This window comes from Paenibacillus aestuarii (genome assembly GCF_027789125.1).
Classification (GTDB): domain Bacteria; phylum Bacillota; class Bacilli; order Paenibacillales; family NBRC-103111; genus Paenibacillus_E; species Paenibacillus_E aestuarii.
Window position 1 is genome coordinate 190,792 of record NZ_JAQFVF010000027.1, and the last position, 17,043, is coordinate 207,834.

Genomic DNA, 17,043 nt, shown 5'->3' on the forward strand with positions numbered 1-17,043 from the left:
TCAATGGGCGACGCTGCACCCAAAGAAGATAGGCGACATAAGATATGGCATAGTCAAAAGCCTAGTAAGGGAAGGGAAGCGGGAAAAAGTGGCGGTTTCATATATGGATTATACGTCTCCTTCGACGCAGTTTTCATTTGATGTGAACCAAAGTTTGTTTTTTAAAAAAGACAGTCAAAATTATATTAATGTTCTTGGCGTCAGCCAGCTGAATACGCTCGGCAACGTTTCATTGCTGGACATCTATTTGAGCACGGGCAACATTGTTGAACCTCACATTCATCAAAATGCTTCAGAACTTGTGTACTGTGTTTCCGGCGCGGCGATTGTCTCGCTCGTGAATCCGTTCTCGAAGAAGCTGATGAATTTCCCGATTCAGCCGGGGCAAGTGGCGAATGTGCCGCAGGGCTGGTGGCATTATGAAGTCGCCCAAGTGGATAACACGCATTTGATCGCAATCTTTGATGCGCCGACGCCTGAATTCATCGGCGGTTCCGATTTGCTGCGCTTAACTCCGCCACATATTTGGGCTCGCTCATATTGCTTGGATGAAGCGAAGGTGAAGGAAACGTTCGCCCCGATTACAAATACGGTGTTCATCGGCCCGCCTAATAATTGCCATACAGGGCATATGACGCACCGTGAGACGGCTGCCGATCCGGCTTATGGACCGCAGGCTTATTATGGTCAGTCGTTCGAGCCTTATGCGCAATCCTTCGAGCCGTACGATCAGGTAAGTGAACGCCCATACGAGCAGTCCGCGCCCATGTACGCCGAGCAGCCGCCAGGCCAGCCTTACGGATGGCCTTACGAACAGCCTTATGGCCAGCCCTATGAGCAGCCGCAGGGCTCCTTCGCGGAGCAGCCGTACGAACAGCCTTATCGGCAGGCGCCTGAGATTTGGAGCGGTTGGGAGTACACATATAACCGCGGGTAAATGATGAAGGGCCGGCGCAGCACGGTTTCACCGTGTTAGCATCGGCCCTTTATGTTTAGAATGGCGTGATAGCGGGTGAAGCGAGAATCACCGCCGCCAGGAACACGATCTGTATCAGTGTTCGCGGAAACAGCATCGGCACCGGCCTGCCGCCTATGGTCAGCTTCTCCCGGGCTGCCCGGATGTTGGCCGGGAACATGGCGAGCAGCAGGATCGCCAGGCAGACCGAGGCAGCAGCTGACGTGGCGGGAATCAGGATGCCGATGGCGCCGGCAATTTCCAGCCAGCCCGTGGCGGTCACGATCCATTCCCGGTTGGGGAAAGCAGGGGGAACCATTTGAACGAGGTCCTTACGTTTGGCCCCCCAGTGCGCGGAGGCCGTGAGCAGGAGCATGACCGCTACCGCTGCTTGCAGTGAGGCTTGCCAGGAGTTGAAGTAGTTCCACCCAATCGCACCAAACAGACGAAAAAGCAAACCAGACACAAGAAGAGCAATGAACGGAACCATTGAGAATCCCTCCAATGAATTATTCGGGTTGCAATTGGTTAACAATCAAATCGGAAAAATCAGCGGATGTAAACGATGCGGATATGGCCGGAAATGAGGATCGTACGCGCATGCCGATAGAAATGAGGACGAACATTTCCGCCGTTTTGTCAGCATTTACAGATTGGGGGATGACCCCGTGCTGCTGGCCGGTTACGATCCATGTCCGGGATAATTGTACGGACCTTTCGTAAAACCGTTGGAGCACTTCAGCGACGGCAGGTTCATTTTCCTTGCCCAGCAAGTAGACGAGAACCATGTTAGTCACTTCATTGGACGCTTCCAGGCTGCTAAGGCTGAGCATAATTTTGTGCATCGGCCCTGCAAACGTCTTCTCGTTCACCTCGACTTCGGCCATGAAGCGCTGATTCGTCTCTTCCAGCCGTTCCTGCAAAACAAGCGCGAAAATTTCATCTTTGCTCTTTACATAATGGAAGATCGCCCCTTTGGATAATTGAGATTTCTCCATAATGTCTTTCATGGTGATGGAATGGCAGCCTTTTTCGTGAATGAGCGCTTTGGTGGCCTCAAGTAATCGATTCCTTGTTTGGAATCGGCGTTCTTCTTGCTTCAAGTTGAAACCTCCAAGTGGATAGTGTTAGTAATTTCATTATATAAACCGACCATTGGTTTGTAAATGGTGTGGCGCACTTTTTATGCATATTTTTGAGTCCCGTATCTCATCCTATTAAAAAAAGAAATGAGTGGGACGATTGACAAATATTGTGGAAGCGTTTATTGACGTCATGAAAACGTTCATCGATAATGAGCCTAAGCCGCCGATGCATGTGGGCGAAGTCATGACCTGCTGGACGTACCTGACGATGCTGGAGGAAGAAAAGGCCAATGTGCAAATTGGCTTAAACACGACTACAGACGAGGATCTGCGAAGAGCGCTTCAAGCGTCTATGAAACTAGCGACGGAACAGGCGGAGAAGCTGAAAAACTTTATGCTGCAAGAGGGGGTTCCGCTGCCGCCTGTTTCTGAGAGAAAGCCGGATTCGGCGCCGGAAGCGGTGCCGATGGGCGTCAAGCTGACGGATGACGAAATTGCTAACGCGTTATCCGTGAAGGTGGTCGCCAATTATATGATGTGTGCGACTGGGGCTGTTGAGTCGGTTCGCAACGATATTGGCATAATGTTTGCGGGGTTTCAGGTGGAGAAGCTGCAATTTGGATCCTCATTAAAATTGATGATGCGCAAGCGCGGATGGATCAAAATCCCGCCATACTACTTGCCAAGCGGCCTGCCGCAGCAGTCTCAGCAATGATTGCGGGCTGCTGCTCTTGCCCTAAACCTCCTGGAAGTCGGTAAAACCGACAACCAGGAGGTTTTTTATGTTTTCGCCGGAGGGACCTAGCTCAGACAGTCCATGCATGCTCGTGCTCTTTACGACTTGGCGAAAGCATCCGTTGCCGCCGCCAAGTAATAGGCGAGACTTGTCTGCTGCTCTTCCTGCATGCTGAGATGGAAATGGTGAGTCAATGGATAAAATAAAAACCGCCTATCTCCAGGCGGTTTAAGCATAAAGTTATACGAGTGCAGGAAGCTTTTCGTAAGCTAATTTCTTAATGATTTCATGATGTTCGGGGTACTGGGCCAACAGTTCATCCTGGGTAAATAATTCGAAATCCTGGAAATCGAATCCAGGGGCAACCATGCAGCCCACGAGTGAAAATGTTTCTTTTTCCATCACCGAGGATCCGAAAATGGAGTTCTTGGGCACCAGGTATTGCGGAGTTTCCCCTTTATCTAAATTCAGGCCCAGCTTGACTTCCTTATATGTGCCATCTTCAAGGATGACATGAATGGTCAGCGGGCTTCCAGCATGGAAGTACCATAATTCATCCGATTTCAGGCGGTGAAAGTGCGAGACATCATGGGATTGCAGCAGGAAGTAGATGCTAGTGTACAGCAGCCGCTCGCCGTTGAATTGAACGGAAAGTTCCTGATCGGTGATCGTTTCCTCCGCGTGATACGTTCTTTTGTAATAACCGCCTTCAGGGTGCGCGGCCAGTTGCAGCTTTGTAATCCAATATTGGGGATTGTTCATTGACATGTGATCAGTTCCTTTAGCAGAATGTTATGAGAGATTATAAAACATTGCGGGCAAATGCACAAATGAACTTTTCGCCATATGTCCTAAACGAGTTATAATAATGAGGAAGGGAGTGGGATGAACATGGATCGTGAGATAGATCCCTATATACGCACGGAGGAACAGCGGGCGAGAGCCGGCCAGGTGGAGGAATTGGCGGCTCGGTTCGCCAAGAGAGCGGAGCGGCACGACCGCGAGGGATCCTTCCCGTTTGACAATTTTGCCGATCTGCGTGAGGCCGGTTATTTGAAGCTGATGGTGCCGCGCGCATTTGGCGGGGAAGAACTGTCGCTTTACGACCTCGTGATGCTGCAGGAAAGGCTTGCATACGGCGACGGTTCTACGGCTTTGGCTGTGGGTTGGCACATGGGGCAAATGCTCCACCTGCGCACGACCCGCAAATGGCCGCAGCCTATATTTGAACAATTGTGCCACGCTGTCGTGCGTGACGGGGCGATGATCAATACGTTTGCCAGCGAAGCTGCATCCGGGAGTCCTAGCCGTGGCGGCCGTCCGGAGACGACGGCGGTTCGTGTTGAAGGAGGATGGCAGCTTACGGGACGCAAAACGTTCAGCACGCTTTCGCCGATCCTCGACCGGTTTGTCGTTACCGCCTACATCCCGGAGGAAGAGGCGGCGGGTGATTTTCTCGTTCAGCGAACCGATCAGGTGACCGTGGTGGAAACCTGGGACACGCTCGGCATGCGCGCGACCGGCAGTCATGATGTTGTGCTGAATCAGGCCTTTGTCAGCGAAGACAGGAGACTGATCGGCAAAGGCACCGAGGATGGAGGCGGCTGGCTTTTGCATATCCCGGCCTGCTATTTAGGCGTTGCTTCGGCAGCACGGGATTTTGCGCTCTCCTTCGCTAGAACTTATAAGCCCAATCAATTGGCTGAGCCGATCGCCACACTCCCCTCGGTTCAGCATACGATCGGGGAGATGGAGGTAGAACTGCGCACTGCCCGTTCGCTCTTGTACGCGGTCGCGGAGCGGTGGGACAGGGAGCCGGACAGCCGGACATCGTTGAAGCCGGATCTGGGGCTGGCCAAGTACGTCGCCACCAACAACGCGATCAAAGTCGTGGACCTGGCCATGCGCATCGTGGGCGGAACGAGTCTCTCTCGTCAGCTGCCTTTGGAACGCTATTACCGTGATGTTCGCGCCGGGTTGCATAACCCGCCGATGGATAATACGGTACTCCAAAACTTAGCTGCGGCAGCGTTAGGTGAAGCTTCCCAGTGATTATGAAGGCTCGTTATGCTCAGCTGGTTATTGCCTCGCCAGCCGTACAGCCGATCCAAGTGTTCGTCTAGGTTAGTCGACAATCGCAATGATAAAACCATCATACCCTTTTACGCCTACGGTCTGGATTGCGGTCGCAGTCAGACGTGGTTCTTCGGCGATGAGGTCATAGAACTGTCGGACCCCTTGAACGCTAGCGTCTGTGCTTTGCTCATTGACTATTTTGCCCTCACGGATCACATTGTCGCCAATAATCACCGTTCCCGGATGTGAAAATTGCAGCGCCCATTGCAAATATGCGGGATTATTCGGTTTATCGGCATCAATAAAAATCAGATCGAATGCTGCTTGATTTTCTTCCTTCATCAGCGCTAATTGCTGTAAAGCCGCACCGACGCGGATCTCCACCTTATCATCCAGCCCGGCAAGAGCGAGGTTGGATTGAGCCACTTGGGCGTGGTGGGGGTCCAACTCCAGTGTCACTACTTTCCCCTCGGCCGGCAGCGCCCGTGCCAACCAAACCGTACTGTAGCCCCCTAATGTGCCAATCTCCAGGATGCGCTTCGCCCCTTGCATGCGCGCCCAGATGTGCAGCAGCTTTCCTTGCGCAGGGGAGACGTCAATCTCGGGAAGCCCGCTGTTGCGGTTGGCGGATAAAACATGCTCCAATACGGGATCATTCGGAATCAGGCGCTCCACCACGTAGTCATCCACTTTTCTCCAAGTTTCATTTTGTGTCATGCTAATCGCGTCTCCTTATTTTGTGTTTCGCTTTCGTTTTTATTTTACTTGGTTTAAAATCATAAAAATAATATATCTTTATTTCAAACTTATATATTTAAGTTATGATTTGATGAGGAGCTTCTGCCATGAATCTGCACGCTTTACGTCTCTTCCACGTCATCGCTGAAACCGGAAGCGTCACCCGCGCTGCGGAACTGATGCGAATCAGTCAGCCGGCTATTACGGCGCAAGTCAAAAAATTCGAAAAGGAGCTGTCGCTGACTTTGCTCAAGCCGCAAGGCAGAGGCGTGGCGCTAACGCCTGCCGGTGAGACGATGGCGATGCTTGCGAACCGGCTTTTCGCTGTTGAAAAGCAGATCGAACAGTACGCCGAGGAGTACGCCGCCGGCACGAAGGGACACATACAGATCGCAGCGACGTATCTGCCAGCGCACTTCCTGATGCCGAGCTGGATCGCCAAGTTCAAGCGCCAGTATGAGCAGGTCGAGATGAACATTACGACGACGAATTCCAGCGGAGCGCTCCATATGCTCCAGCACGCCGAGGTCGATTTGGCTATCTATGGCGGACTGCCTGAAGCGTATCCGGACTCGATTGCGACGGAACATCTGTTCCAAGATGAGCTGTGGTTTGTTGTTGCGCCAGGAAACCGCTATGCGAATCAACACATTTCATTGGACGAAATGATGCAGGAGCCGTTCGTGATGCGGGAGGAGGGGAGCTCAACGCGTGAGCGGCTGCTTTCGCTATGCCGAACCTACAATGCGCCATTGCCGCGAATCACCCTGCAGTTCAACGGTCTCCATGAAGCGATCCAAGCGGTCATCGCCGGTTACGGCGCCAATTTTGTCTCCTCGCTAGTCGTTCGCGAGTATGTCGAGCGCGGTGAGCTATGCCGTGTTCATGTGCAGGGCATCCATCTGCGCAATACGATCGCCATCTGTACGCGAAAAGATGAGCCGCTGTCTGCAGCTGCAGCCAACTGGATTGCTTTAGTCCGGCAAAATCCTTACCGGATCAAACCTTAAACGCAAATAAACCACCTCTTGTTGGAGGTGGAATTAGCGTGTAGAGCTATTTTAGCCGCGGCTGACAAAAAACGGCACTTTCTCAATGCCTAATAAACGCAAATAGATGAACAATTGGCCTTTATGGTGAATTTCATGATCTTTTGCGTTCTGGAGCAGCACACTGCCTGGCAGGGTGTGTCCGAAAAATTCGATCGGGCGCTCCAAATCCTCAGCCGTCAGTGAGCGCAGAATGGCTTCGGTTTGTTCGGTATCCGCCGCAACTTTGGCTTGCAGTTCTGCAACGGACCTGAACTCCTGCGATTTCGCGCCTGGTGTGTATGTACCGTTCTTCACCGTTGTTGCGAACATGCCCATTGCATTTGTAATGTGCTGGACAAGCTGGGAAAATGACATGCCATTTTCCCATGGCTTGAATTGCAATTGCTCGCTGTTAACCTCTTCCAACATTTGATGCACGACTTTGCGATGGCTTAACCATTGTTGGACATACGCTTCGATGTTCGACATAGCTTGCATTCCTCCTCAATCCCCAAAAGTAGCTAACTTAGATTGTCAGCGTATTTATTATAAAAGATTGATAGATTTATTTCATCTTTTTGGCGGAGGGCGGCCCAGGCATCAAAGCTGCACGGTAACGATGACCCCGTTCATATTGTCGCCAGATAGTTCGTAGCGGTGATCGGCCGGCACCTCAAGCTTCGCGACTTGAGCGATGGCATTATAGGTGATCTCATACGTATCGCCGCCAACTGTCGCCCGAATGGTCTTGTTCCTTTTTAGATAATCCAAATACTCTTCCAATGTCAAATGCTGACTCTGCATGATTACACTGTGCGGCAAGCCAACATAGCGAAAGTGCCACGGTTCATACTGAATCCCCGTAATCACGGTCTTATCCTTCGGATAGCGCAAAATAAAGCCGTAATCCGCAGCATGCTTTTGCAACCATTCGCCTTCGGGAGCTTCGTTCATCGCTTTAAGTGAAGAGCCGATATCCAGCGCTAAGCCCAAATTATGCTCGCTATAGCCTGCAGGCAGCGCATAATCTGCGCCTTCTTCCTGGTAAAGCTTGCTCTGCTCCTTATTGCTGCGATACCCGCTGCTGATCAAAAAATGGCTGACCCCGCCCTTGCCCGCAGCCTCGACCATCGTGGCAAATTGTTGGACTAAACTGCGGGGCAATTGGATCGACTGGTCGAGCAATCCGAAGCCTTTTAACAGCTCTTTATGCTGAGACAGCTTCACGATATCGGGTTCGACGCTCTCGGGATGAACCGCGTAATTCTTATTTATCAAGATCAAGCTTCCTTTATAGATTTGATCTTTGCTCACCTGGATCGTTTTTGTTGCTGCGCTATGAGAAGAGGACACATTTTGTGTCACGGTTACGTCGACCATACTTTCAGGCGCCTGCTGCAACCAACCACAGCCGGACAATAGACAAACAACGAGCAGAATACCCCACTTCTTCACTTTAAATCCCCCTAACCCTAAGTTCCTTGGTGTTTTTTCAGGTTAGGACAAAATATTTAAAAAGAACTATGAAAAATCTAAAGTTTTTTTAAAATTTAAGTCTAAAGTGGTAAGCGCACTTTAAAAGTGGTATGAATCATACTGCTGGATGCTGTGATCGAACCTCCGTGCTGGTTCACAATATTTTTGGCGATGAACAAGCCGAGCCCTGTGCGGCTTCCCTGATGAGTGCGGGCTTTATCTCCCGTATAAAACATTTCGAAAAGATGAGGCAGCTCTTCCGGGGGAATGACATGCCCATAGTTGACCACTTGCACGATCGCTTCCGTATGCTCAAGCTGGCATATGATATCGACGAACTGGCCATCTTTGCCGTACCGTGCGGCGTTGGACAGCAGATTTTCAAAAACGCGGGCAAGCAGCTCGCCATCGGCCGAAATAACGGCATGCGAGGGACTTTGTACCCTTGCGGTCAATCCATTTTTTTCAAAAAGGGGATATAACTCCTCCGTTAACTGTTCTAGCAGTTCGCTTAAGTCGATCGGCTTCTTTTCGATAGGCAGCATGCCATAATTCATTCTCGTAATTTCGAACAATTCTTCGATGAGCTTCTCCAATCGGCGCGATTTCGTATAAGCGATCGATGTATAATGCTGGGCTTGATCGGCCGTTAGCTGATCGTTTCGCAGCACGAGGTCCAAATACCCCAGAACGGAAGTCAACGGCGTACGCAGATCATGCGCCAAATTCAATACGAGCTGATCCTTGCTGCTCTCGGCGAAATCGCCTCGCTCCACGGCTCTTTTTAATTGTTCGCCAGCTCTGTTGATATCTTCGGCAATGCTTTGGAACTCATCGCCTGAAGTCAGCTCAACCCGCGAATGAAAATCTCCAGACGCAAGGCTGTGAATGCCAGCCGAGATCTTTCGAAAATAAGCGGCGTAGGGCTTCGTCATTAAGAAGAAAAATAAAATGGCAAGCGGTACAAACAAGATGAAAAAAAAGTTCAAGTCACCTATTTTTCGGATGATGTTACGCCAGTGAACGATTTCATCGCCTAGCTGAGCAGTGGCCTGATAATAAGACTGAAGCATTTTGTAGAAGCCATATGTCAGGATTCCTGCGGCTAGCATGCTTAGCCCGAACAACATGACCATTCTCGCCCTGAAGCTGCGTAAAATATTAGCCATTGAACTTGTAACCTACTCCCCATACCGTTTTAATATATTTGTTCTTGTCTTCGCTCAGCTTCTTCCTAAGGGTGCGAATATGCACCATAACCGTATTCCCGCCTTCATAGTAAGCTTCGCCCCATACTTGCTGGAATAAATGTTCAGCGCTGAACACTTTGCTCGGATGACTAGCTAAAAGGTACAAAATATCAAATTCCTTTGGCGTCAGCTCGATAGGCTGTCCGGCAACGAGGACCGTGCGTTTGTCGGGATCCACCAGCAAACCGCCTAGTTCGATGACTGGGCTGCTCCCTGGAGTGAATTGACTCAGCAGCGTGGTCCGGCGGAGTTGGGCTTTGACCCGTGCCACCAATTCCATCGGATTGAACGGCTTGGTCATATAATCGTCAGCACCGATGATCAGGCCGGTGATTTTATCGAGATCCGACGTTTTGGCGCTTAAAAAAATGATCGGCATCGCGTACTTTTCCCGAATTTGCCGCGTCACTTCGTGGCCGTCCAGCTTCGGCATCATGATGTCCAAGATCGCCAGATCAATGGATTGGGATTGCACCGCGCGCATGGCTGCTGCGCCATCGGACACTTTTATCGTCTGGTAGCCTTCTTTTCCCAGATGTATGGCAATTAAATCGGCGATCTCCGTTTCGTCGTCCGCGATCAATATCGTGCTTCGTTTCACGGTTTCACACTCCTAAATCTACAACATCATGTGATCATTATATATAAATTGGAAAAGTAAGCCTAATCGTGCCACGCAAGCTTCAGATGCCGTGCCTGAGCATTCACTTCGTGCGTGCAATGCTGACGGTTCTTACACCATGGTAAACGAAAAAAGGCGATACCCGAGGGTATCACCTTTTCGTTATGGAGCCTAGGGGGATCGAACCCCTGACCTCATCGCTGCCAGCGATGCGCTCTCCCAGCTGAGCTAAGGCCCCGTATTTAAAGTGTCGACTTTTTGAATTATACATGGAAAAAATAAATAGTGCAAGCTCTTCTTTTAAAAAATTGTTGAGCACTTCCCGCTGCATACTGCGCTCGTAAATGTTGTTTCAACTAGATATTCATGCTAACCTAATAGAATATGAAGTTTCGTTTAGGAGTGACGGGAAGTGTCAAACAATGTGCTTTACTGGATTTTCCTAGGGGTTGCTTTTGCTGCACCGTTCATCTTGGGCGTGTGGCTGATGAGAGCGACGAATCGTCTGGGGCTCTCCTTCGGGATATCGACAGTCATCAATATCGTATTAACGGTGGCGGCAGTCATGTGGTGGAAGTCGGTGAGCGGAGGCGGGTTCCGCATGATGTTTGGGATGGCCTTTTACGGAGTGTCCTGCGTGAATCTCATGGTACTGGAGTTGTTTGCATTATTCAGTATTCAGAAGAAAATGAATTCATGAGGAGCTGAAGGAGTACCCATGCGAAGCAAAACATCAACGTTTCTATATTATTTGTTAACGGCCGCTGCCCTCATCTGGATGGCGGTTATTTTTTTGAAATCGGCACAAACCTATCAGCAGCAATCGTTGCGTCCACAGTTGACGCAGTGGCTGGCAGGCGTGGACCTTCCCGGCATCTTGCCTCATTGGGAGTTCTCGTATGATCATGATCTTGTCACCTGGCGAGATCCGATCGGATTCATTGAGTTTTTCATAAGAAAAGCAGGGCATGTTAGCGAGTACGCTGTCCTTGCCCTACTTTGGTCTTTGGCCTTGCTAGCTAAACGCATAAAAGCGGTCATAGCACTGCTCACCTCCTCCATCATATCGATACTTTACGCCTGTACGGATGAATGGCATCAGACGTTTGTTCCAGACCGGACAGGTCTTCCGATTGATATTGCCGTGGATGCGATCGGAGTTGCGGTAGCTTTGATCATTATTCTCATCGGCATCGGTGTTCGAAATTGGATTAAACGGAGAAAAATAAGCTAGTCAACAACACGTAAACCTTGCGCTGTTTGAACGATTTCCACTTCCAAAGCTCTCGAGCTTCTTTTTCCAGCTCTTGCTGCTGCCACTGCATCAGCTTCTCGGATAAATAAATATCAGTTGGTTGCATGCGGATCACCTTCCTTTCTTTTCCTGTTGGTCTTAGCATACCGCTAGAATAAGGGGAAGAAAAAGAGTATAATTTACTTTACTAATTTCCCCTTTTATGGGAACGGAGGGTGTTATGCAGCTTTTGAACCAGTATCTGGAGCTTCGTGCCGGGTTCGAATATGGGGTGGAGCATCAGCCGCAGCGCGTTACTTTAGAGCAATTGGCGGATCAATTGTACTGCTCGACGCGCAATGTCAAGCTGCTCCTGAAGAAGATGGCGGATCAGGATTGGCTCAGCTGGAAGCCGGGGCGGGGGCGAGGCAACGTCTCGGAGCTAACCTTTCATGTCTCAGCGGAAGACATGATTTCGAAGCAGGCGATGGTTCTGGCGGAGCGCGGAGATTACAAAGGCGCCATCGAAATGATTCACCAAATGGGCCATGCCGACGCCCTGCAAGATTCTTTTATCGAATGGCTATTCAGCTATTTCGGATACCGTGCTGTGGAACATGAGGAGCGGTACAAGGATACACTGCGTTTTCCGGTTTACAAGTGGCTGGTTACGCTCGATCCGGTACACGCCTTTTTTGCGTTCGATTGTAATTTGATTACGCAGATTTTTGATACATTAGTTCAATACAACACGCAAAATAAAGCCATTGAACCGCACCTCGCCCATTACTGGGAGATCAGTGAGGATGGGCTTCATTACACGTTCTATTTGCGCAAAGGCGTACTGTTCCACCATGGCCGGGAAATGACGGCGCAGGACGTTGCTTATTCGTTTCAAAGAATGAAAGCGCTTGGCGACAAAGCCAGCCAAGGCTGGATGTCCGATTGCATCGAGGCTTTGACTGTGCTGAACCGCAATGCGATCAACTTCGAGCTGACGCAGCGCAATGAGCTCTTTCTGCAGCAGCTGGCGAATATATCGATGGCGATTGTGCCGGAGGAGATTTGTCGCGATAACGAGGACTTGTTTGCCAGGATGCCAATCGGGACCGGTCCGTTCCGCTTAGAGCGGAACGATGATTACATCTGTAAGCTGCGCGCCTTCGACCACTACTTCGGGGTCAGGCCGCATCTGGATCAGGTGGAGATCTGGCTGCTGCCGCCCGATTTGTCGGAAGTCGGGCCGAGCTGGGACATGGTGCAGGTGTTCTGCGATCCCTACGAGTTCAGAAGGCCTGCCGGCGCGATCGGAAAAGATACGGAGTGGCACCAGATCGAGCAATCCGCACTCGGATGCAGTCTATTGACGTTTAATTTGAACAAAAAAGGTCCCCAACAGCTTCCGCTGTTTCGTAAAGCCGTAGACCTCGTCATCGACCGCGAAGGCATGATTCTCAAGCTGGGCGGGTTAAGGGAAGCGCCGGCCAGCAGCTTTTTGCCTAACCTAGCGAAAACGGTCAAACCGACAGACACGGACCTTGCTGAGGCTAAGCGCTTACTGCAGGAGATGGGTTATGACGGCGAACCGCTGAATATGTATACCTATACGGAGCCCAATGAGGATGCGGTTTGGATTTGCGATCAGTGCGCCAAGGTCGGCATTCCCGTCCAGATCGTTACATTAAGCAAATCGGACATGATCCAGCTGGATACGATTGCGGAAGCCGATATGATTTTGTACCACATGATCATGGAAAATGAATATGATCTGCATATTATTCAGACATTTAAGCAGACGAACAGCTACGTTCGCGCACATTTGGACCCGCCGCGGGCAGCATGGGTGGACCGTGAAACGGAGTTGCTGATCATGAATCCCGATCGGCAGTCACGCATTTGCCGGGTCAACGACATCGTCGAAAAGCTGCAGGAGGACAGAACCTTCCTGTTTATTCTACACCGTTCCTTGCAGACAACCTATCACGCTTCCATCAGAGGTGTAAGCATCAACGACCTGGGGTGGGTTGATTTTCGCAAAATCTGGTTTGCGCCAAATTCCAAATAAAAAACGACCCTTTAAGGTCGTTGGTTCATAGAGGCTTCGTAGCGGTTTTCCATGGATTGCCAGCGGGAATTTGCGATAAAAAATCCGACAAAGCAAAAAACAACAAGGCGGATCGGGACCCACACCGGGTTCATATTATGCATAGTGATGAGTTCAACAATACTGCAGAGGATCGTAAGTCCGACACCCCAAGGCAGTAATCCGAAGCGGATCAAATAATTGGACCGACCGATTTTTTTCCTTTTTTCCCAAATCTCTTTGCGCGGATCGCTCATGCCTAAACTCCCTTTTCTCATGTTCTATTACACATTATAGCATTTCATCGTAAAAAGCAGAATAACAGATGCTGTCTGTCTGACCACCGGAAAAATAAAATGGCGAAGGTGACCAAACGTTGAAAAATATGGTAACATAATGGAGGCTCACATCTTTTGATTTAAGGAGGTTTCTCGTGCTTACCAAGCTATTAGCTTTTGGATTGCTTTGGCGACTTACCGGTAATCCGGTTATTGCATTTATTATTTTGCTAATTATTTTGTATCTATTGGATCGCAGATTTATTGGGCTTACCCCTAATATTTTCAAGCCTTTTCAGCTGGGCCGCAAAGCTTCGCGGTTGCGCCAGGATCTTCAGGCCAACCCGCACAATACGTCCTCCAAGCTGGAGCTTGCGCGAATTTTGATCGATCGGAAAAAATATAGCGAAGCTATGCTTTACCTGGAGCAAGCACTGCAGTTGATGGAGGATTCAGCGGATATTCATTACGAGCTTGGCTTGTGCCACTTGAAGCTGGGCAACCTCGACAAGGGCGAGAGCTTGATGCTGCAAGCGTTGGCGCTGAATCCACGCGTCAAATACGGCGAGCCCTACCTGCGGTTAGGCGAGGCGCTCGCCGCGAACGCTCCTGCGAGAGCCGTCGCGTATGTGGAGAAATTCCGCGAGGTGCACTCCTCGTCGGTCGAAGCCTATTACCGCCTCGGCCAACTGTACCAGCAGCTGGGACGAGGCGAGGACGCCAAGCGCGCTTACCGGGAAGCGCTTGACATCTATCGCGGCTTACCGAAGTACAGCCGCAGACAACAGCGCCGCTGGGCACTGCTAGCGCGCATGAAATAAAAAGGCAAAGTTCCGCTGTTCAAGCGGATACTTTGCCTTTTGGTTTTGCGCTGCGATAGAGCAGCACGAGCAGCCAGGAGCCGGCACATCCGATGAGGATGGAGGCGATGGCGTGGAGATCGAAGAGCAGCAGGCGATCTTGGGCTGGCGTGAAGCGGCTCCACAGCGTCAGGATGGCCGGATGCGCGAGATAGATGCCGAATGACGCGGAGCCGAGGCCGCTGGCCGCTGCACGCAGCGCTGAGGGGTTACGCATGATGCGCTGGCCTTGCGCGACGAGAACAATCGAGGCGGCCATGCAGTAGAGGATCAGCGCCAGCTCGAACCACGTATTCTCGATGCTTAGGAGCGAGAACTGATTCAGCAGCAGCATGCCGACAAAAGCGCAGCCTGCCGCCAGCAGAACAGCCCGTACAGATGCGGCATGCTGCTTCGTCCATGCCAGCACACGGGTATAATGAATACCTGTAAAAGCGCCAAAGGCAAAAAGGGCTGAATAGCTTATAAACAGAGATGAATATTCAGGTATCGGATGAATCCAATGATTGATGCTATAACCGGCAGCTTGGACAAGCAATCCCAAAGGAATCAGCCCATTCCGCAGCCAACGGAACTTTTGAACCGCCGTGATGATGATCGGAAAAAGCATGTAAAATTGTACAATAATGATCATATAGTACAGATGATAACTGGCATTTCCTGATAGCAGCAGCTTGAAAAAATAAAAAGCGTCGAATCCGATTTTGCCGTGGTACATGTACTGATTGTAGACGTAATAAAAGAAAGACCACAACACATAAGGCACTACAATGCGCCGCAGCCGCTTCGTCCAGAACTTGAAAGATGTACTTGGATCCCAGCGATCATAATAGTTGTAAAATAAAACAAGCCCGCTAATCCAAATAAAAACAGGCACAGTAAACAAGCAGGCGCGATTCAGCATGTAAAAAACAGCTTGTGAACGGGTACCTACGGGCAGTAATGTCGCTGCAGAAGTTCCGTGTATAATTAATACGGCTAAAATAGCAATCGCTCGCGCGAAGTCAATCTCAGGTATTTTGGGGCGGTTAGCCATGATGCGTTATTCTCCTTCTGTGATTCTACTCACTTTATCACGAATAAAATGAGAGAACAATAGAAAGCGCCTGCCAGCCGCATGCTTGACGCTCTCTTGTCCGAGCGATACACTATTTAGGAGAATTCAGAAGAGTAGATCAAGAAGGTGAACGAGCATGAGCTATGAATATTTAATGCAGGCCGTATTGCTTATTTTTTTGGTGATTGTAACCTTTTTTGCTATGATGATATGGACGAAATGGAGAAAAAGAGGACGGAGATAGCCTGATGTATTTTATTAACCATGAACAAATCAACGAGCGCCTTGAATTTCTGGGCGTATTGGCACATAGCTGCAAACAGCTGGAGCAGCAATGGAATGCAAATGATGGAGATCTTATCTTGCAATTGGCGCAAGAGCGAGTGCTTCATTTAGCGATCGAAACCGTGACCGATGTCGGCAGCTTGCTTATCGACGCCTTTATTCTTCGCGATGCGAGCAGCTATGAAGATATCGTGGAAATTGTGCAAGGCGAAGGTGCATATTCGGAAGCGTTGACGGCAACCTTGCTTGAACTAGTGAAGCTGCGCAAGCCGCTTGTCCAGGAATTTGTGAATTGGAACCGTGAGCAGTTGCATCCGCTGATCAGCCGGCTGCCGGAAGCATTTGATGAATTTGGCGTTAGCGTAAAGGCATTTATTCAGAAGGAACTGGCTTAACACTAGCGGAAAAAAATGGTCTCATTTTATCATTTACTTTAATTTACTTCTGCTAGGGGATGCGTTAAAATGAGACTAAATTTCTGTTCCGAGGGTAGGTGAGCTTATGGGTCATGAACTAGAGACATCCACGCGCAAAGTGATACTTTCCATGCTGAAAACGCAGGGATCTCTCACGGTCCATGAGTTGTCCAAGCAGCTCGGCATTACGGAGATGGCGGTCAGGCGCCATATCAACACCCTCGAGAAAGAAAACTTGATCGAATCCAAGCTCGTCCGGCAAGCTATGGGAAGACCGACGAACATGTATTCCTTAACCGCGCTTTCGGATGAATTATTTCCCAAGAAATATATGCAGCTGACGATGGATTTATTGGGTGAACTTCTGGAAGATGAGGGACATGAGAAAATCGACCATTTGTTCGTCCGGCGTCAAGAGAAATTGGAGAGCCGTTACCAAACGCGCATGAAAGCCAAAAGCTTGGAAGGGCGGGTAGCTGAGCTGGCCACCATCCAGAACGAGAACGGCTACATGGTCGAATGGACTCAAACGGGCAAAGGCGAATTTATGCTCAGCGAACACAATTGCCCGATCACACAAGTGGCGAATACGTTTCAACAGGCGTGCAAATGCGAACTTGCACTTTTCCAAAACCTGCTCAACGCTCATGTCGAACGGACTGAATGTTTAGCCAAAGGCGGCACTAAGTGCGTCTATATGATCAGCCAAAATAAATAGCCATCGATCTTCATGTTGTGAGGATGATGGCTATTTTTATTTTGTTTTTGTCCGGACTGTCAGTAATGACTAATTCCGCGTCTTCCTTGCACCAGAGGTACTGCACCGCTATTGCGCTTCTGCCCACTATCCCAAGGCTCAGA

General features: G+C 49.9%; 21 protein-coding genes and 1 tRNA gene. 10 read left to right on the top strand and 12 right to left on the bottom strand.

From position 1 onward, the window contains the following. Positions 1 to 88: 88 nt before the first annotated feature. Positions 89 to 937 carry a cupin domain-containing protein gene (locus O9139_RS13390; RefSeq protein ID WP_270879983.1) on the top strand — a complete coding sequence of 283 codons (849 nt, stop codon included), beginning with the start codon at positions 89 to 91 and terminating at the stop codon, positions 935 to 937. 55 nt (positions 938 to 992) lie between these two features. Here O9139_RS13390 and O9139_RS13395 read toward each other — a convergent pair whose 3' ends face one another. Both O9139_RS13395 and O9139_RS13400 read right to left on the bottom strand, forming a co-directional pair. Further along, the gene (locus tag O9139_RS13395; protein ID WP_270879984.1) at positions 993 to 1,445 is read right to left on the bottom strand and encodes a DoxX family protein; all 453 of its coding nucleotides are present in this window, start codon (positions 1,443 to 1,445) and stop codon (positions 993 to 995) included. A gap of 19 nt (positions 1,446 to 1,464) precedes the next feature. Further along, on the bottom strand, positions 1,465 to 2,058 hold the full coding sequence (locus tag O9139_RS13400) for a TetR/AcrR family transcriptional regulator (protein WP_270879985.1): 594 nt from the start codon (positions 2,056 to 2,058) through the stop codon (positions 1,465 to 1,467). A 139-nt stretch (positions 2,059 to 2,197) separates the two neighbouring features. Here O9139_RS13400 and O9139_RS13405 point away from each other — a divergent pair, with 139 nt between their 5' ends. Continuing rightward, positions 2,198 to 2,755, top strand: a complete 558-nt coding sequence (locus tag O9139_RS13405) for a DUF3231 family protein (RefSeq protein ID WP_270879986.1) — start codon at positions 2,198 to 2,200, stop codon at positions 2,753 to 2,755. A gap of 261 nt (positions 2,756 to 3,016) precedes the next feature. Here O9139_RS13405 and O9139_RS13410 read toward each other — a convergent pair whose 3' ends face one another. Continuing rightward, the gene (locus O9139_RS13410; RefSeq protein WP_270879987.1) at positions 3,017 to 3,544 is read right to left on the bottom strand and encodes a cupin domain-containing protein; all 528 of its coding nucleotides are present in this window, start codon (positions 3,542 to 3,544) and stop codon (positions 3,017 to 3,019) included. Positions 3,545 to 3,661: 117 nt separating this feature from the next. Between O9139_RS13410 and O9139_RS13415 the strand changes: the two genes are divergently transcribed. Then, positions 3,662 to 4,828 (top strand): acyl-CoA dehydrogenase family protein, encoded by a 1,167-nt coding sequence (locus O9139_RS13415; RefSeq protein ID WP_377526373.1) that lies wholly within the window; start codon positions 3,662 to 3,664, stop codon positions 4,826 to 4,828. A gap of 72 nt (positions 4,829 to 4,900) precedes the next feature. Here the strand turns inward: O9139_RS13415 and O9139_RS13420 are convergent, their stop codons facing one another. Further along, entirely contained in the window at positions 4,901 to 5,569 is a 669-nt protein-coding gene (locus tag O9139_RS13420) for an O-methyltransferase (protein WP_270879989.1), read from the bottom strand. A 128-nt stretch (positions 5,570 to 5,697) separates the two neighbouring features. Between O9139_RS13420 and O9139_RS13425 the strand changes: the two genes are divergently transcribed. Then, positions 5,698 to 6,600, top strand: a complete 903-nt coding sequence (locus O9139_RS13425) for a LysR family transcriptional regulator (RefSeq protein WP_270879990.1) — start codon at positions 5,698 to 5,700, stop codon at positions 6,598 to 6,600. A gap of 51 nt (positions 6,601 to 6,651) precedes the next feature. Here the strand turns inward: O9139_RS13425 and O9139_RS13430 are convergent, their stop codons facing one another. The 5 genes from O9139_RS13430 to O9139_RS13450 form a co-directional block, all read right to left on the bottom strand. Next, positions 6,652 to 7,110, bottom strand: a complete 459-nt coding sequence (locus O9139_RS13430; RefSeq protein ID WP_270879991.1) for a DinB family protein — start codon at positions 7,108 to 7,110, stop codon at positions 6,652 to 6,654. A gap of 111 nt (positions 7,111 to 7,221) precedes the next feature. After that, positions 7,222 to 8,076: a M15 family metallopeptidase gene (locus O9139_RS13435; RefSeq protein WP_270879992.1), complete on the bottom strand. Its 855-nt coding sequence runs from the start codon at positions 8,074 to 8,076 to the stop codon at positions 7,222 to 7,224. Between the two features lie 101 nt (positions 8,077 to 8,177). Further along, complete coding sequence (locus O9139_RS13440) at positions 8,178 to 9,266, bottom strand: HAMP domain-containing sensor histidine kinase (protein WP_270879993.1); 1,089 nt, start codon at positions 9,264 to 9,266, stop codon at positions 8,178 to 8,180. Next, positions 9,259 to 9,948, bottom strand: a complete 690-nt coding sequence (locus O9139_RS13445) for a response regulator transcription factor (RefSeq protein WP_270879994.1) — start codon at positions 9,946 to 9,948, stop codon at positions 9,259 to 9,261. Before O9139_RS13445 ends, O9139_RS13440 begins: the two co-directional genes overlap by 8 nt. A gap of 186 nt (positions 9,949 to 10,134) precedes the next feature. Continuing rightward, positions 10,135 to 10,207, bottom strand: a tRNA-Ala gene (locus tag O9139_RS13450). 174 nt (positions 10,208 to 10,381) lie between these two features. On the opposite strand from O9139_RS13450, the gene O9139_RS13455 reads away from it, so the two are divergent. Both O9139_RS13455 and O9139_RS13460 read left to right on the top strand, forming a co-directional pair. Beyond that, the gene (locus O9139_RS13455) at positions 10,382 to 10,669 is read left to right on the top strand and encodes a hypothetical protein (protein WP_270879995.1); all 288 of its coding nucleotides are present in this window, start codon (positions 10,382 to 10,384) and stop codon (positions 10,667 to 10,669) included. An 18-nt stretch (positions 10,670 to 10,687) separates the two neighbouring features. Then, on the top strand, positions 10,688 to 11,203 hold the full coding sequence (locus tag O9139_RS13460) for a VanZ family protein (protein ID WP_270879996.1): 516 nt from the start codon (positions 10,688 to 10,690) through the stop codon (positions 11,201 to 11,203). Here O9139_RS13460 and O9139_RS13465 read toward each other — a convergent pair. Beyond that, on the bottom strand, positions 11,181 to 11,330 hold the full coding sequence (locus tag O9139_RS13465) for a hypothetical protein (protein ID WP_270879997.1): 150 nt from the start codon (positions 11,328 to 11,330) through the stop codon (positions 11,181 to 11,183). The two genes, O9139_RS13460 and O9139_RS13465, sit on opposite strands and share 23 nt — an antisense overlap. A gap of 114 nt (positions 11,331 to 11,444) precedes the next feature. Here O9139_RS13465 and O9139_RS13470 point away from each other — a divergent pair, with 114 nt between their 5' ends. Next, positions 11,445 to 13,268, top strand: a complete 1,824-nt coding sequence (locus tag O9139_RS13470; protein WP_270879998.1) for an ABC transporter substrate-binding protein — start codon at positions 11,445 to 11,447, stop codon at positions 13,266 to 13,268. Positions 13,269 to 13,279: 11 nt separating this feature from the next. On the opposite strand, the gene O9139_RS13475 is transcribed toward O9139_RS13470, so the two are convergent. After that, positions 13,280 to 13,543 (bottom strand): hypothetical protein, encoded by a 264-nt coding sequence (locus tag O9139_RS13475; protein ID WP_270879999.1) that lies wholly within the window; start codon positions 13,541 to 13,543, stop codon positions 13,280 to 13,282. 176 nt (positions 13,544 to 13,719) lie between these two features. Here O9139_RS13475 and O9139_RS13480 point away from each other — a divergent pair, with 176 nt between their 5' ends. Then, entirely contained in the window at positions 13,720 to 14,385 is a 666-nt protein-coding gene (locus tag O9139_RS13480) for a tetratricopeptide repeat protein (RefSeq protein ID WP_270880000.1), read from the top strand. 19 nt (positions 14,386 to 14,404) lie between these two features. On the opposite strand, the gene O9139_RS13485 is transcribed toward O9139_RS13480, so the two are convergent. Next, positions 14,405 to 15,460: an acyltransferase gene (locus O9139_RS13485; protein WP_270880001.1), complete on the bottom strand. Its 1,056-nt coding sequence runs from the start codon at positions 15,458 to 15,460 to the stop codon at positions 14,405 to 14,407. Between the two features lie 269 nt (positions 15,461 to 15,729). Here O9139_RS13485 and O9139_RS13490 point away from each other — a divergent pair, with 269 nt between their 5' ends. Together O9139_RS13490 and O9139_RS13495 are read left to right on the top strand one after the other, a co-directional pair. Beyond that, positions 15,730 to 16,161, top strand: coding sequence for a DUF86 domain-containing protein (locus O9139_RS13490; protein ID WP_270880002.1), 432 nt, complete (start codon positions 15,730 to 15,732; stop codon positions 16,159 to 16,161). 106 nt (positions 16,162 to 16,267) lie between these two features. Then, positions 16,268 to 16,900 carry a helix-turn-helix transcriptional regulator gene (locus O9139_RS13495; protein WP_270880003.1) on the top strand — a complete coding sequence of 211 codons (633 nt, stop codon included), beginning with the start codon at positions 16,268 to 16,270 and terminating at the stop codon, positions 16,898 to 16,900. Positions 16,901 to 17,043 lie beyond the last annotated feature (143 nt).